Annotated in this window: 12 protein-coding genes; 7 read left to right on the forward strand and 5 right to left on the reverse strand. The window is 63.7% G+C overall.

Annotated features, from left to right (window positions below):
- The 3 genes from B0G71_RS04320 to B0G71_RS04330 form a co-directional block, all read right to left on the reverse strand.
- Positions 1 to 1,581 (reverse strand): methyl-accepting chemotaxis protein, encoded by a 1,581-nt coding sequence (locus B0G71_RS04320; RefSeq protein ID WP_116139960.1) that lies wholly within the window; start codon positions 1,579 to 1,581, stop codon positions 1 to 3.
- Positions 1,582 to 1,603: 22 nt separating this feature from the next.
- A complete protein-coding gene (locus tag B0G71_RS04325; RefSeq protein ID WP_116139962.1) occupies positions 1,604 to 3,403 on the reverse strand; it encodes a methyl-accepting chemotaxis protein in 1,800 nt (599 codons plus the stop codon).
- Positions 3,404 to 3,701: 298 nt separating this feature from the next.
- Entirely contained in the window at positions 3,702 to 5,093 is a 1,392-nt protein-coding gene (locus B0G71_RS04330; protein ID WP_116139964.1) for a PLP-dependent aminotransferase family protein, read from the reverse strand.
- Positions 5,094 to 5,445: 352 nt separating this feature from the next.
- On the opposite strand from B0G71_RS04330, the gene B0G71_RS04335 reads away from it, so the two are divergent.
- The 7 genes from B0G71_RS04335 (at position 5,446) to B0G71_RS04365 (ending at position 11,375) form a co-directional block, all read left to right on the forward strand.
- A complete protein-coding gene (locus tag B0G71_RS04335; protein WP_012433701.1) occupies positions 5,446 to 5,928 on the forward strand; it encodes an MSMEG_0572/Sll0783 family nitrogen starvation response protein in 483 nt (160 codons plus the stop codon).
- 30 nt (positions 5,929 to 5,958) lie between these two features.
- A complete protein-coding gene (locus B0G71_RS04340) occupies positions 5,959 to 6,993 on the forward strand; it encodes a Nit6803 family nitrilase (RefSeq protein WP_116148316.1) in 1,035 nt (344 codons plus the stop codon).
- Positions 6,986 to 8,056 (forward strand): MSMEG_0568 family radical SAM protein, encoded by a 1,071-nt coding sequence (locus B0G71_RS04345; protein ID WP_116119592.1) that lies wholly within the window; start codon positions 6,986 to 6,988, stop codon positions 8,054 to 8,056. The genes B0G71_RS04340 and B0G71_RS04345 overlap by 8 nt, the downstream gene beginning before the upstream one ends.
- A 2-nt stretch (positions 8,057 to 8,058) precedes the next feature.
- Positions 8,059 to 8,670, forward strand: coding sequence for an MSMEG_0567/Sll0786 family nitrogen starvation N-acetyltransferase (locus B0G71_RS04350; RefSeq protein WP_116139966.1), 612 nt, complete (start codon positions 8,059 to 8,061; stop codon positions 8,668 to 8,670).
- Positions 8,667 to 9,650 (forward strand): sll0787 family AIR synthase-like protein, encoded by a 984-nt coding sequence (locus tag B0G71_RS04355; protein WP_116139968.1) that lies wholly within the window; start codon positions 8,667 to 8,669, stop codon positions 9,648 to 9,650. The genes B0G71_RS04350 and B0G71_RS04355 overlap by 4 nt, the downstream gene beginning before the upstream one ends.
- A 124-nt stretch (positions 9,651 to 9,774) precedes the next feature.
- A complete protein-coding gene (locus B0G71_RS04360; protein ID WP_116117786.1) occupies positions 9,775 to 10,059 on the forward strand; it encodes an MSMEG_0570 family nitrogen starvation response protein in 285 nt (94 codons plus the stop codon).
- A gap of 26 nt (positions 10,060 to 10,085) precedes the next feature.
- The gene (locus tag B0G71_RS04365; RefSeq protein ID WP_116139970.1) at positions 10,086 to 11,375 is read left to right on the forward strand and encodes an MSMEG_0569 family flavin-dependent oxidoreductase; all 1,290 of its coding nucleotides are present in this window, start codon (positions 10,086 to 10,088) and stop codon (positions 11,373 to 11,375) included.
- A 100-nt stretch (positions 11,376 to 11,475) separates the two neighbouring features.
- On the opposite strand, the gene B0G71_RS04370 is transcribed toward B0G71_RS04365, so the two are convergent.
- Both B0G71_RS04370 and B0G71_RS04375 read right to left on the reverse strand, forming a co-directional pair.
- Entirely contained in the window at positions 11,476 to 13,587 is a 2,112-nt protein-coding gene (locus B0G71_RS04370) for a phosphocholine-specific phospholipase C (RefSeq protein ID WP_116139972.1), read from the reverse strand.
- A gap of 81 nt (positions 13,588 to 13,668) precedes the next feature.
- On the reverse strand, positions 13,669 to 13,995 hold the full coding sequence (locus tag B0G71_RS04375) for a hypothetical protein (RefSeq protein WP_116139974.1): 327 nt from the start codon (positions 13,993 to 13,995) through the stop codon (positions 13,669 to 13,671).
- Positions 13,996 to 14,093 lie beyond the last annotated feature (98 nt).

Consider the following 14,093-nt stretch of genomic DNA (forward strand, 5'->3'; position numbering starts at 1 on the left):
TTAAGCCGCGGCTCCCAGCCTGAAGAAACTCACGCTTTGCACGAGCCCGGAGGCCTTGCTTTGCACCGCATCGGCTGCGGCAGCCGCCTGCTCGACGAGCGCCGCGTTGCTTTGCGTCACCTGATCCATCTGCGTGACGGCATCGTTCACTTCCGCGATACCCGCTGCCTGATCGACGCTTGCCGTCGCGATGGATTCGACGATGCGCGTCACGCTGCCCGCGCTGGCCACCACACCGTCCATCGTATTGCTCGCGTGATTGATCAACTGCGTGCCGGCGTCGATCGTGGCGACCGACTCGCGAATCAGCGCCTTGATCTCCTGCGCGGCATCGGCGGAACGTTGCGCGAGACTGCGCACTTCGCTCGCGACGACCGCAAAGCCGCGCCCTTGCGTGCCGGCACGGGCCGCTTCGACCGCGGCGTTGAGCGCGAGAATATTGGTCTGGGCCGCGATCGCTTCCACCACCGCGATGATATCGACGATGCGCCTGGACGCCGCTTCGATCTGGCCCATCGTGCGCACCGCGTCGCTCATCACGGCGCCGCCATCGCGTGCCGCTTGCGCCGCGGTTTGCGCGAGCGTGGTGGCCTCGCGCGCATTGGCGGCGTTGCGCTGAACCGAGTCGGTGAAATGCTGCATCGACGCGGCGGTTTCTTCGAGCGAGGCCGCTTGCTGTTCAGTGCGTGCGGACAGGTCGAGGTTGCCTGCAGCGATCTCCTGCGTGGCCGACGAAATCGTCGTTGCGCCTTCACGAATCTCGCTGACGATCTGCCGCAAGCGCCGGTTCATGTCGTTGAGCGCGATGAGCAGCAGGCCGGTCTCGTCGCGGCTCAACACGGCCACGTCCGCGCGCAGATCGCCTGCCGCAACCGCCTGCGCGACGCCCACGGCCTGCCTGACCGGCAGCGTGATGCTGCGGCTGAGAAACCACACCGCAAATGCGCCGACGCCGAGCGAACCGATCACGACCGACAGCAGCAGCACCGTGGCAATCGTATAGGAGCGTTCCGCCGCTTCGCTCGTGCGCACGCTGGAATCCTGCGCCTGTTGCATGACGGAAGCGACGATGTCGTCGATCGCGGCGGTCGGCGCGCGGTCGATGCCCTTCACGAGAGCGTCGACCACGTGTGCGGTGTTCGGATCGGCGGCGTCGTAATGCTTGAGCGCATCGAGGTAAGTGTCCTGCAACGAAGCGTGCGTGGCGAGCGCCTTGTCGACGCCGTCCACGTTTGCGCCCAATGCGCTCAACTGATCCTTTAGACGCAGCAGGGCGGCCTGCGTCGTGCCGCTTTCCTTGCTGAAGGCGTCACGGTATTTGGCGAACGCGGCGGGATCAGCGCCGCGCAACAACAGGTCTTTCCATTCCTGCACCTGCTTCTTGAACTCGACCTGCGCAACGCGCGCCGTGTCGGCGGCTCGCGCGTAGTGAGCGAGCGATTGCGCCGACTCGATTTGCAGTGCATGCGTTTTTGCCAACGCATGCCAGCCTTCCAGGCCCACGATCATCGTCGCGGCCAGCAACACCGCGCCCAGCAAGGCCAATTTAACGGCGATCTTCAGATTTCTATAGAACGTCACTGCGATGTCCCAGGTAAGGCGTTTAATCGAGTTTGAATTGCGTCACCGCGCCTGCCAGGCTGACGGCCTGGTTTTGCAGCGCGGCGGCCGCCGCCGTGGATTGCTCGACCAGCGCGGCGTTCTGTTGAACCATCTCGTCGAGCTGGCTGACCGCGCGGTTCACTTCCTGAATGCCACGCGTCTGCTCGCTGGCGGCCTGGGTGATTTCGGAAATGATGGTCGTCACGTTGGCGACGTTGCTGACGATCTCCGTCATCGTCTCGCCGGCCTGGCGCACCTGGCCCGAACCCGAGGTCACGCTCGCCACTGTCGATTCGATCAGCGCCTTGATTTCCTTCGCGGCCTGCGCGCTGCGCTGCGCGAGGCTGCGCACTTCGCCGGCCACCACCGCGAAGCCGCGGCCCTGTTCGCCCGCGCGCGCGGCTTCCACCGCGGCGTTCAACGCGAGGATGTTGGTCTGAAACGCAATGCCGTCGATCACGCCAATGATGTCGGAGATCTTGACCGACGCATGCTGGATCTCGCCCATCGTCGCAATCACTTCGGAAATCACGACGCCGCCGCGCGAGGCGACCTGCGAGGCGGACACGGCGGTATCGTCGGCTTGCTTCGCCGCGCTTGCCGACTGCGTGACGGTCGAGGTGATTTCTTCCATCGACGCGGCGGTTTGCTGCAAGCTCGCCGCGGCGGACTCCGTGCGGCCCGACAGATCGACGTTGCCCGCGGCGATTTCATTGGCGGCCACGCGCACCGATTCGCTGGCGTCGCGAATCTGGCGCATCACGTGGCTGAGTTTGTCGATGAAGGTGTTGAACGAACGCGCGATCTGCGCGACTTCGTCGTTGCCGACGGCGGGCAGACGTTGCGTGAGGTCGCCTTCACCGGAGCCGATGGCATCCATCGCGTCGCGCACTTTCGACAGACGCTGGAACGACACGGCAGTGACCGCCGCCACGACCGCGGCGGCGATGCCCGCGATCACGATCAACGCGATCACCGAAGCGGTCAGCAGCGAACGCATGCCGGCGGTCGCTTCGGCTTTGTCGAGCGCGACGACCGCGTACCAGTCGGTGCCGGGAATCGCTTGCGCGCGCAGCAGCTTCGTGCTGCCGTTCACGTCCATTTCCAGCGGACGCCCGGCGCTGAAGAGAGCAGCGAGCTTGTCGCCGGTCAACCCCGGCGCCACATCGGAGACCGGCTTCAAAGTCAGTTTCGCATCGGGATGCGCGACGATATGGCCGCTCGCATCGATCAACATGCCGAAGCTCGCCGGCGTCGGATGAATCGCTTTGACGTTGGCGATCACGCTGTCCATCGCGACGTCGCCCGACACCACGCCTTTCACCGCGCCGTCGCGCACCACCGGCGCGGCGAACGCCACCACCAGTTTGCCCGTGCCCACGTCCACGTAAGGCGGCGTGACCACCGGCTTGCCCGCTTCCGCGGCCTGCCTGTACCAGGGACGGCCGGTCGGATCGTAGTCGGGCGGAATGCCGGTCGGATCGGAGAACTTCGCCGTCTTGTCCGCATAACCGACGTACACGTTGGTGAACTTGCCGGCCGCGGCGATCTGCTTCAGCGCGGCGGACGGATCCGCTTGCAGCACCGCGTCCTGCAGCGAGTTGATCATCTGGCTGTTGGTGGCGACCCAGTCGCCGATGCCGTCCGCGTGACCGCTTTCGACCGCGGTCAGACTGCTGTCGATGGCATCGGCGTTATACGAGTTGGCGACGACATAGTTGAGAACCGCGTTGGCGGCAAGCGCGACCACAACGATAGCGACGCACAGGGCGACGATGCGCGCGCGAATGGAGGTGAACATGTCGGGAGTCTTTCGGAGTGAGCGGTGAACCGGAGTCGGAGTCGGAGTCAACGAGGCAGTGGCCTCACAAGCTGTATACGGCTCCAATTAGTGGGACTTGAGTGGGGAATGCTTTCAATCACTCACCGACGGCGGGTGAGCGGTGCGGGGCGGCGTGTCGAGCGCGCGCGAAATTTTTCTTGCGCGTCGGCTTTTTCAATGCGCACGGAAACAGCGTGTCGGTGTGCGCTGATCGATCGCTCGCGATACGCCGTATTTGTATGACGATAACGCTGGCTGGAGGCGTCTGAGGATCGCGTCACATCACCGGAGAGTGCAGATGATGCGGATGATCGAGTGTCTCCGCAACGATGCGCAGCGCCTCTTCGCATTCATCGCGCGTTTTCGATCCGCCGAGGCAGACGCGCATGGCGTTGGGCGGATTGCCATCGGTCGAAAACGCGGCGCCCGCCACGGCGGCGATGCCCTGATTGCGCAACTGCAACGCGAGTTCGGACGCGCTCCAGCCGCTTTCCACCGACACCGGCAACCACAAATGAAAGCCATCCTGATGGGCTTCGAAAGGCCATGCTTCGAGCATGCGCGAAGCAATGGCCTGGCGGGCGCGCGACTCGTTGCGGATCGCGTTGAGCATGTCAGCCGCGGTGCCGTCCACGATCCACTGCGTCGCGAGCATGACCGTGAACGGGCTCGCCATCACGGTGGTGGCGCGCAATGCGCCGGCTAGCCGCTGCGTTTGCCGCGACGTCGGCGCATGCAGATGCGCGACGCGCAAACCCGCGCCGAAGCTCTTCGACAAACCCGTGACGTAATAGGTCAGTTCGGGCGCGAAACTCGCGAGCGCGTCGGGCGCGTTCTGCGGCAGCATCGCGTAGGCGTCGTCTTCGATGATCGGCACGCTGTAGCGCAGCGCCACGTCGGCGAGCGCCTCGCGCCGTTTGTGCGTGAGCGTGAGCGTGCTCGGATTCTGCAGCGTCGGATTGCAATAGAACGCGCTCGGCTTGTCGGTCTTGCAGAGCGCCTCGAAGGCGTGCGCGAGCGGTCCTTCGTCATCGCGCGGCAATGCCTGCAGACGCACGCCGAGTTGCGCGGCGATCGCCTTGATGCCGGGGTAGGCGAGTGCATCGAGGCAAATGGTGCCGCCCGGCCGCGCCAACTGCGAGACGAGCGCCACAAGCGCGCTATGGATGCCGGGGCACACCAGCACGTTTTGCGCGTCGCAATGCGGCACGCGGCGTCTCAACCATTCGGCGCCCGCGTCCTTGTCGGCCGCCGAGCCGCCGAAGTCCTGATAGCGCAGCAATTGATAGGGATCGCTATCGGCCATCTGCCGCGCGGCGGATTCGCGCAGGCGTATCGCGAAGTCGGGCGGCTCGGGGGGCGTGTTCATCGACATCTCGATGCTGCTGCCGCCCGCGAGCGGCAAGGTGGCTGTACGGCCCCGCACGAACGTGCCGCTGCCCGCGCGCGAATCGAGCAGGCCACGTTTGCGCGCTTCGGCGTAAGCGCGCGCCACCGTCGTGTAGTTCAGCGCGAGTTCCAGGGCGAGATCGCGCAGCCCCGGCAAGCGGTCGCGTGGACGCAGCCGCCCAGTGGCGAGATCTTCTTCGATCAGATCGGGGATCGCCAGATAGGCGGGTTTGCGAATGTCGGCGAGACGTTTGATCCAGTGATGTGTCGGGCTGCTCATTGCTTTCGGGTCTCTATTCACGTTGAGAGAACTTGATCGCATCCGCATGCGATCAATGATCGGATTGATCGACAGTGGTGAATGACTGCACCACGCCGACACGTTGGTATGCGCGAATCGCACATGGCTGGTGCGACAAAGCCGCGGCAACGGCGTTCGCGCCGGATGCCCGAGTCATATGCAACCTTCGCGCCCAAAATTTTTTCGAGTCGCACTTCGAATCGAGACGGAATTGATTGCTGATTGATCGCATTCGCGTGCCCGATCAATGGCACGGCCGTTGCATTGGAAGAAGCGCGCACAGCTTGAACGCGCGTCCTCTTTTACTTAGCAAACCTGATCGGAGAGTGTCATGCCAGCCGTCAACAAACCGCTGCATCAGAAAGGCGATTACCTTGTCGACTACGAGGAGAAAGTCTTCGAAGACGTGAAAGCCGAGCCGGGCGAGAAGGCGCTCGTCACGTTTCATACGGTCGCGTTCGAAGGTTCGATCGGTTTCGTCAATATGCTGCAGGCCACGCGCCTGCAACGTAAGGGCTTCGAAACATCGGTGCTGCTGTATGGGCCGGGCGTTACGCTCGGCTTGCAACGCGGCTTTCCGACGCTCGGCGACGAAGCGTTTCCCGGCCATCTGAACTTCAACAAGCAGTTGACGAAGTTCATGGAAGAGGGCGGCAAGGTCTACGCGTGCCGCTTCGCACTGCAAGCGCTGTATGGCCACGGCGAAGCCTCGCTGATCGAAGGCATCCGGCCGATCAGCCCGCTCGACGTGCTCGACATCCAGTTGCTTCACCGCAAGGACAATGCGCTGGTCATCCACACGTGGACGGTCTGACGGCAGTTTGACGAGAGGCAAGTGACCACCATGTCCGACAAACGTATCGTGCGCGCCGCAGCGGTTCAGATCGCACCCGACTTCGAGCGCAGCGGCGGCACGCTCGAGAAGGTTTGCGAGGCCATTGGGAAAGCCGCACGCGAAGGCGTGCAGCTGATCGTGTTCCCCGAAACCTTCGTGCCGTATTACCCGTACTTTTCTTTCGTGCGGCCGCCGGTCGTGTCCGGCGCCGATCACATGAAACTCTATGAAGAGGCCGTGATCGTGCCGGGCCCGGTGACGCAGGCGGTGGCCGAGCAGGCGCGTTTGCACCGGATGGTGGTGGTGCTCGGCGTCAACGAACGCGATCACGGCAGCCTCTACAACACGCAGTTGATCTTCGACGTGGATGGCCGGATCGTCCTCAAGCGCCGCAAGATCACCCCGACGTTTCATGAACGGATGATCTGGGGGCAGGGCGACGCCGCGGGTTTGACGGTGGCGAATACGGCGGTGGGGCGCGTCGGCGCGCTGGCTTGTTGGGAGCATTACAACCCGCTCGCGCGTTATGCCTTGATGACGCAGCACGAAGAGATTCATTGCAGCCAGTTTCCCGGTTCTCTCGTGGGGCCGATTTTCGCCGAGCAGATCGAGGTGACGATCCGGCATCACGCGCTGGAGTCGGGCTGCTTCGTCGTCAATGCAACGGGATGGCTTACCGAAGCGCAGATCGCCTCCGTGACGCCGGATACGAATTTGCAGAAGGCGCTGCGCGGCGGCTGCAATACGGCGATTGTCTCGCCGGAAGGACAGCATCTCGCCGAACCGCTGCGCGAGGGCGAAGGCATGGTGATCGCCGATCTCGACATGGCCTTGATCACCAAGCGCAAACGCATGATGGATTCGGTCGGCCATTACGCGCGGCCCGAATTGCTGAGCCTCGCGATCAACCGGCGGCCCGCGGAAACTGTCGCGCCGATGCCGCCGTGGTCGGCCACATCGAGCGTGGATTTCAAATCAACCGAAGGAGGATGCGATGAACGCCAGCGAGTCGCTGTCGGCGCAGAGCCGGCAATTGATGACTGAATTGCAGTCGACCGGTTTGCGGCTCGTGTCGCCGGATGCGGGCGCAGCGAGCCGGCGCGGCGGCGCGGGTCCGTCGGATCACAAGGCGGTGACGGTGGATGGCGTGACGATCATGGTGCCCGTGCACACGAGCACCGCGTGGCATTCGCCCTTCGTCGCGCAGACGCCGGATGCGAGCGGTTCGAGCGCGCTATTGCGCGGCACGATCCCAATCGCCAACATCAGCTTTCCGAAAGCGCCGCGTTTTTACGGCATGCAGACGCTCGACGGCGTGCCGTACTCGCATATCGCCGCATTGCATAGCGCCGACGTGCTCGCCACCACCGTCTTGCAAACCTGCATTCGCTACGAGAGCCGGCGCAAGAGTTGCAAGTTCTGCGCGATCGGGCAGTCGCTCGCGGCGGGCCGCACGATTGCGCGCAAGACCCCGGAGCAACTCGCGGAAGTGGCGCGCGCGGCGGTGTTGCTCGACGGCGTGAAGCATATGGTGCTGACCACCGGCACACCGCCCACGCCGGATCGCGGCGCGCAGATTCTGTGCGAGAGCGCGTTCGCCATCAAGGCCGCGGTCGATCTGCCGATCCAGGCGCAATGCGAGCCACCCGACGACGACCGCTGGTTCGCGCGCATGAAAGCGAGCGGCATCGACACGCTCGGCATGCATCTCGAAGTGGTGACGCCCGCTTTGCGCGAACGCATCATGCCGGGCAAGGCGAGCGTGCCGCTGTCGCGCTACATGGAAGCATTCAAGTCCGCCGTGGCCGTATTCGGGCGCGGCCAGGTCAGTACCTACATTCTCGCGGGGCTCGGCGACAGCGCGGCGGCGATTCTGGCGATGTCGCGCGAACTGATCGAGCTGGGTGTCTATCCGTTCGTCGTGCCCTTCGTGCCGATCAGCGGCACGCCGCTCGAAGATCATCCGGCGCCCACGCCCGAATTCATGAAGTCGGTGTTGCAGCCGCTGGGCGGCATGCTCAATGCCGCGGCCATGCGTTCCAGCGATATCAAGGCGGGCTGTGGTAAATGCGGCGCGTGTTCGTCGTTGTCGTCGTACGAGGAGTGACCATGTTCGGTGAAGCGATTGCAGGCGAGACGCTGGACGGTGACATCGATTCCGCGCCGTATGCGCCGAGTGAATTCCGCATTAAGTGGACCACGTTGAATTGGGAAGCCGAAGAGGCATTCAAATTGCGGCGCGCAGTGTTCTGCATCGAGCAAGGCATTTTCGTCGCGGATGATCGCGACGATATCGATCGGCACGCGCAGCAGTTGGTGGCCGTCAGTTGTCTCGGCGGCATGCCGGAGCAGGTGGTCGGCACCGTGCGGATTCACCGCGATCACGACAACGTGTGGTTCGGTTCGCGCCTCGCCGTGCACGCGGCGTTTCGTCGGCATGGAAAGATCGGCGCGACGTTGATTCGTCTCGCGGTGAGCAGCGCGCATGCGTTGGGCTGCGAGACGTTTTTGGCCCATGTGCAGAGCCAGAATGTGCCGCTCTTTCGCGCAATGGATTGGGACGTGCTCGCAGAGGAGACCTTGCTCGGCAGGCCGCATCATCTGATGCAGGCGCAATTGGACCGCTATCCGCCGTGCGTCACGCCCTTTGGCGGTTTCGTCACGCGTACGCAAGCGCCAGTGTATTCGCGCCGTGTCGAGCCCGCGCGGAGTGCGGCATGAGCGTTGCCGATCTCGTCGCGAGCTTGCGCGAAAGCCGTGGGTTCCGTCACAAGACCGATATCGTCGACGTGATCGGCGCGCTGGCGAAGCGTTTGCCTCGCGGCACGCGCGATCTCGCGCAAGCCGTGGCGCTCGGCGACGACTGCGCCGCGCTCGCCGATGGCGACGGCTATCTGCTCTTTGCGATCGAAGGCATGGTCAGCGATTTTGTCGGCGCCATGCCGTGGTTTGCCGGCTACAGCAGCGTGATGGTCAACGTCAGCGATATCTATGCGATGGGCGGACGGCCGCTGGCGGTGGTGGACGCGCTGTGGAGTCCGGGCATCGGCGCGGCCGACGAGGTGCTGGCGGGCATGGCGGCGGCGTCGGTCGCGTACGGCGTGCCGATTGTCGGCGGCCACACGAATACGCGCAGCGACGCGGCGCAACTGGCGGTGTCGATTATCGGCCGCGCCAAGGCGTTGCTATCGAGCTTCAACGCGAAACCAGGCGACAGCCTGATGATGGCGGTCGATCTGCGCGGCCGTTTTGAAGAACCGTATCCGTTCTGGAATGCGTCGGTGGATGCGCCGGCCGAGCGTCTGCGCGGCGATCTCGAACTGCTGCCGCAATTGGCGGAAAGCGGCCTGTGCGATGCCGCGAAAGATATCAGCATGGCGGGCACGCTCGGCACGGCGTTGATGTTGCTCGAATGCTCGCGAGTTGGGGCGCGGATCGACCTCGCTCGCATTCCCAAACCCGAAGGCGTGGCGCTGGAACGCTGGGTGACCGCGTTTCCGAGTTTCGGCTATCTGCTATCCGTGCGACCCGAGCATGTCGATGCCGTGCAGGCGCTATTCGATGCGCGCGCTCTCTCGTGTGCGGTGATCGGATCCATCGATGCGGCGAATCAGGTTGTCGTGCATCACAGAGACGACGCTGCAACGCTGTGGGATTTTCAGCGCGAGCCTTTCATTGTCGGGAAGGGCGACGTGACATGAACGCGTTGTGCACAGTCAAGCCGCGTCACGGCGTTCAGCACACGCTCGAACTGGCGACGCCTTTGACGACACATGGGCACGACGCGACCGTGTTCGTGCCCACTCATTGATTCGAGGATCAGCAATGCCCGTCATGCACTTTCGCATTCAATGGCCCGATGGCGACGAAGCGAACTGTTACTCGCCCTCGCACGTGATCGGCGATTTTTTCATCCCGGGCGAGGCGTACGCGCTGGAAGATTTCGTGGCGCGCTCGCGGCAGGCGCTGGGCATCGCGTCGGAGCGGGTGCGCGAGAAATATGGCTTTGCCTGCTCGGCGGCGATGGACCAGCTTGCGCAGATCGAGCGCGACGCGGCGCGCTTTCGCGATCGCCCGGACGCGACCGTCAAGGTTATCGAATTCAGCTAGGCGCTTATTCTTTCAGAGGACGCATCATGTCGAATCCAGCACATCACGCGCGTGCCGAAGGCCATTACAGCGTGCTCGTCGTCGGCGGCGGTCAGGCGGGTCTGTCGGTCAGCTATTACCTCAAAGAGGCCGGCATCGACCATCTGGTCGTTGAAAAGAACACCGTGACGCACACGTGGCGCGAGCAGCGCTGGGACGCTTTCTGTCTGGTCACGCCAAACTGGCAATGCGCGCTGCCCGGTTATCCGTATCGCGGCAACGATCCGCACGGCTTCATGAAGAAGGACGAGATCGTGGCCTACCTCGACGGTTTCATTGAACACGTCGATGCGCCGTTGATGGAGCGCACGGAGGTCAAACGCGTCAAACAGCGCGACGACGGCGTCTACGCGATCACGACAACGCGGGGCGATTTCAGCGCGGATCAGGTGGTGGTGGCCTCGGGCGGCTATCACACGCCGATCGTGCCGCGCCTGGCAGAGCGCTTGCCCGCGCGAATCGTGCAACTGCAATCGTCGGCGTATCGCAACCCGCAGGCGCTGCCTGACGGCGCGGTGATGGTGGTCGGCACAGGGCAGTCCGGCGCGCAGATCGCGGAAGACTTGCATCTGGCCGGCCGCAAGGTGGTGCTGGCGGTCGGCGAGGCGCCGCGTTGCGCGCGCTTCTATCGTGGCCGCGACGTGGTGGATTGGCTGGCCGACATGCAGTACTACGACATGCCGGTGGAAAAACATCCGTTGCGCGAAGGCGTGCGCGACAACACCAATCACTACGTGACGGGCCGCGACGGTGGCCGCGATATCGATCTGCGCAAGTTCGCCGCCGAAGGCATGGAGCTGTACGGCCGCCTCGACGATCTGCGCGACGGCCAGTTTCATTTCTCGCCCACGCTCGCGGCCAATCTCGACGCGGCGGACGATACGTATAACCGGATCAACGTGAGCATCGACAACTTCATCGAGAAGCGGGGTATCGACGCGCCGAAGGGCGGTGTGTACGAACCTGTCTGGCGTCCGTCACAGGAGCGCACCACCCTTGATCTGGAAGCAAGCGGCATTGCCGCGATCATCTGGTGCATCGGTTTTACGCCGGACTTCAGCTGGCTCGATGCACCCGTGTTCAACGGTCGTGGTTATCCGGCGCATACGCGCGGTATTACGCCGATCGACGGCTTGTATTTCGTCGGCTTGCCGTGGCTGCATACGTGGGGATCGGGGCGTTTCTCCGGCGTCGCGCGCGATGCGGAGTTCATCGTGCAGGCGATTCGCGAGAAGGCAAGCGAGCGCGCGTCGTTATCGTCCGCTGTCGCCGCGTGACGTTGCTCGGTGTAGTGACCAGGCATCGTGCATGAAAAAACGGCCGCTGCGATCTTCATCGCAGCGGCCGCTGTATTTCACCGATACGTTCGGCTAAGGCTTAGCTACCCAGCGCCGGATCGCTCATGCTGCTCTTGCCGGTTTCCACGTGTCCGGCAAATCGCCGCGCGAACAGCGGATCCGTATTGACCGTAATCGCCAGATCGTACCAGCCGTGAGCGTTGCGCAGATCGAGGTAGATCTGGTCGGTATCGCCGCCGCGCACCGTATGCCGGATCACGTTGTTCGGATCGTACGCGTTGACGATCTTGAACTGTGCAGGCGCGCTGCCCACGTTTTCCAGGCGCAGTTGCAGATTGCCGTTCGCGACGTCATAACCTTCCTCGACTTCAGGACGCGCGATGTCGGAGCCGTTCCACCAGTTGCGCGCGACCGGCTTGCCCGCGAAGCGGCGCAGAAAGCCATTCGGGCCGTACACGGTGAAGTCGTAACTGCCGTCCGCATTCAGCGGCAATACGTCCTGCAGGCGCTTGCCGGCTTCGACCGTATAGGTGCGCGGCGCGTCGAGACTATGAGCGGCGTAGACGAGAAACACCGCGCCGGTACGGCCCGTATTGACGAAGCGCATCGTGAGCTGGTTGGCCGAACCTTCGCCATGCACACGCACGAACAATTCGTACGGCAATGCGCGCGCGGGGCGTACGCCGGGTTCCTGCTTCGGCACGGCCTGCAACGCGGGCGGCAGCGGCACGTAATCCGGATGGCGGTTCTGATCCGGCGGCACGTAGCCGCTCGTGCCCGGCAGTGTCGGGAAAGCGTCGTTCGGATTGCTGAAGTTGAACGCCGACATCAGATCGCCGCACACCGCGCGGCGCCACGGCGTGATGTTCGACTCGCCGAGATTGTGCTCGTGGCCGAAACGCTTTTCGATGAAACGGATCACCGACGTGTGGTCGAACAGCTCCGAGCACACGTAGCCGCCTTTGGACCACGGCGACACCACCAGCATCGGCACACGCGGTCCGAGGCCGTACGGGGCGGCGGGAATCTTCGCGTCTCCCGGATAGATTTCGTTGCTGGTGTCGACAGTGGACAGACCGTTCGCGCTCGACGACGGTGCGAACGGCGGCACCATGTGATCGAAGAAACCGTCGTTCTCGTCGTAGTTGATCAGCAGCACCGTCTTGCTCCACACCTCGGGATTCGACGTGAGAATCTGCAAGACCTGGTCGATGTACCACGCGCCATAGTTCGTCGGCCAGTTCGGATGTTCGGAGTAGGCTTCGGGCGCGACGATCCACGACACTTGCGGCAAGGCGTTGCTCTGCACGTCGCGCTTGAGGATGTCGAAGTAGCCGTCACCCTTCGCCGCGTTCGTGCCGGTGCGCGCGTTGTCGTAAAGCGGATTGCCGGGCTGCGCGTTGCGGTACTGGTTGAAGTAGAGCAGCGAGTTGTCGCCGTAGTTGCCGATGTACGGGTTCTGCGTCCAGCCCCACGAGCCGTTCGCGTCGAGACCAGTGCCGATGTCCTGATAGATCTTCCACGAAATGCCCGCGTTTTGCAGCACTTCGGGGTACGTGGACCAGCCATAGCCGAGTTCGGAGTTGTCGATCACCGGGCCGCCGCCGCTGCCGTCGTTGCCGACCCAGCCGCTCCACATGTAATAGCGGTTCGGGTCCGTCGGTCCCATCAGCGAGCAGTGGTACGCGTCGCAGATGGTGAACGCGTCGGCGAGTTGATAGTGGAACGGAATGTCCTCGCGCGTGAAATAGGCCATCGTCGTGGCGCTTTTGGCGGGCACCCATTGATCGTAGCGGCCGCCGTTCCATGCCGCGTGCGTGCTGGTCCAGTCGTGCGCGAGATCCTGCAGGAATTGCAGACCCAGATTCGGCGCGCTCGGGCGGAACGGCAGCACGTAACCAGCGTCCGCCGCCAGCGGCTGATACCACACGGGCTTGCCGTTGGGCAGATTGATCGCGCGCGTGTCGCCAAAACCGCGCACGCCCTTGAGGGTGCCGAAGTAGTGGTCGAACGAACGGTTTTCCTGCATCAGCACGACGATGTGCTCGACGTCGCGAATGGTGCCGGTCTTGTTGTTGGCGGGAATGGCGAGGGCGTTGCGGATGCCCAGCGGCAGCATGCTCAGCGCGGTGGCGGAACCGGCAGCGTGCGCGGCGGAGCGCAGAAAATCACGGCGATTTTTTGAGGTCATGGTATTGGCTTTCGATCTTCGGTGGAGGAACGATGCACGCAACGCACGAGACTCGCCCGCGCGCCGCGTGACGCGCGAAACTCAGTCGACGGTATGGATCACGGGTGTGGCGAGCGGCGTCGACGCGGCGGCGGACAATGCCGGGTCGGCGCTTGATGCGGGTAGTGCGGGGGTTTGAATCGTAACGGCAGCGGGCGCGGGTGAAGCGAAGGACGGATTCGCCGACAGCACGGCGCCGGCGTTATTGGGGCTGGCCGGACTCCCCGTAGAAGTAACCGCGCGCGTGTCCGGGGTTTTGTCGTCGTCGTTGCCGCATGCGCCGAGCAGCATGCACAGCGACACGGCGGCCAGTGCGGCCGCCAAACGTTTGCAATGCAAGCCAATCGACGGGTTCGACACAACAGACATGGCAATGTCTCCGGCACGGGGAAGATGAGCCAGGGCGTCCATTTGCCCAGGTCAGCGATGCGCAAGAATAGTCGCTTACCTGTGTAACTTTTGTGAAG

Origin of the sequence: Paraburkholderia sp. BL27I4N3 (assembly GCF_003386115.1) — a bacterium.
Lineage (GTDB): Bacteria > Pseudomonadota > Gammaproteobacteria > Burkholderiales > Burkholderiaceae > Paraburkholderia.

Excerpts from the sequence above, each read along its gene's own strand:
- B0G71_RS04325 (WP_116139962.1), bottom strand. The coding sequence starts at position 3,403 with ATGTTCACCTCCATTCGCGCGCGCATCGTCGCCCTGTGCGTCGCTATC.
- B0G71_RS04330 (WP_116139964.1), bottom strand. The coding sequence starts at position 5,093 with ATGAGCAGCCCGACACATCACTGGATCAAACGTCTCGCCGACATTCGC.
- B0G71_RS04335 (WP_012433701.1), top strand. The coding sequence starts at position 5,446 with ATGCCAGCCGTCAACAAACCGCTGCATCAGAAAGGCGATTACCTTGTC.
- B0G71_RS04340 (WP_116148316.1), top strand. The coding sequence starts at position 5,959 with ATGTCCGACAAACGTATCGTGCGCGCCGCAGCGGTTCAGATCGCACCC.
- B0G71_RS04345 (WP_116119592.1), top strand. The coding sequence starts at position 6,986 with ATGACTGAATTGCAGTCGACCGGTTTGCGGCTCGTGTCGCCGGATGCG.
- B0G71_RS04350 (WP_116139966.1), top strand. The coding sequence starts at position 8,059 with ATGTTCGGTGAAGCGATTGCAGGCGAGACGCTGGACGGTGACATCGAT.
- B0G71_RS04355 (WP_116139968.1), top strand. The coding sequence starts at position 8,667 with ATGAGCGTTGCCGATCTCGTCGCGAGCTTGCGCGAAAGCCGTGGGTTC.
- B0G71_RS04360 (WP_116117786.1), top strand. The coding sequence starts at position 9,775 with ATGCCCGTCATGCACTTTCGCATTCAATGGCCCGATGGCGACGAAGCG.
- B0G71_RS04365 (WP_116139970.1), top strand. The coding sequence starts at position 10,086 with ATGTCGAATCCAGCACATCACGCGCGTGCCGAAGGCCATTACAGCGTG.
- B0G71_RS04370 (WP_116139972.1), bottom strand. The coding sequence starts at position 13,587 with ATGACCTCAAAAAATCGCCGTGATTTTCTGCGCTCCGCCGCGCACGCT.
- B0G71_RS04375 (WP_116139974.1), bottom strand. The coding sequence starts at position 13,995 with ATGTCTGTTGTGTCGAACCCGTCGATTGGCTTGCATTGCAAACGTTTG.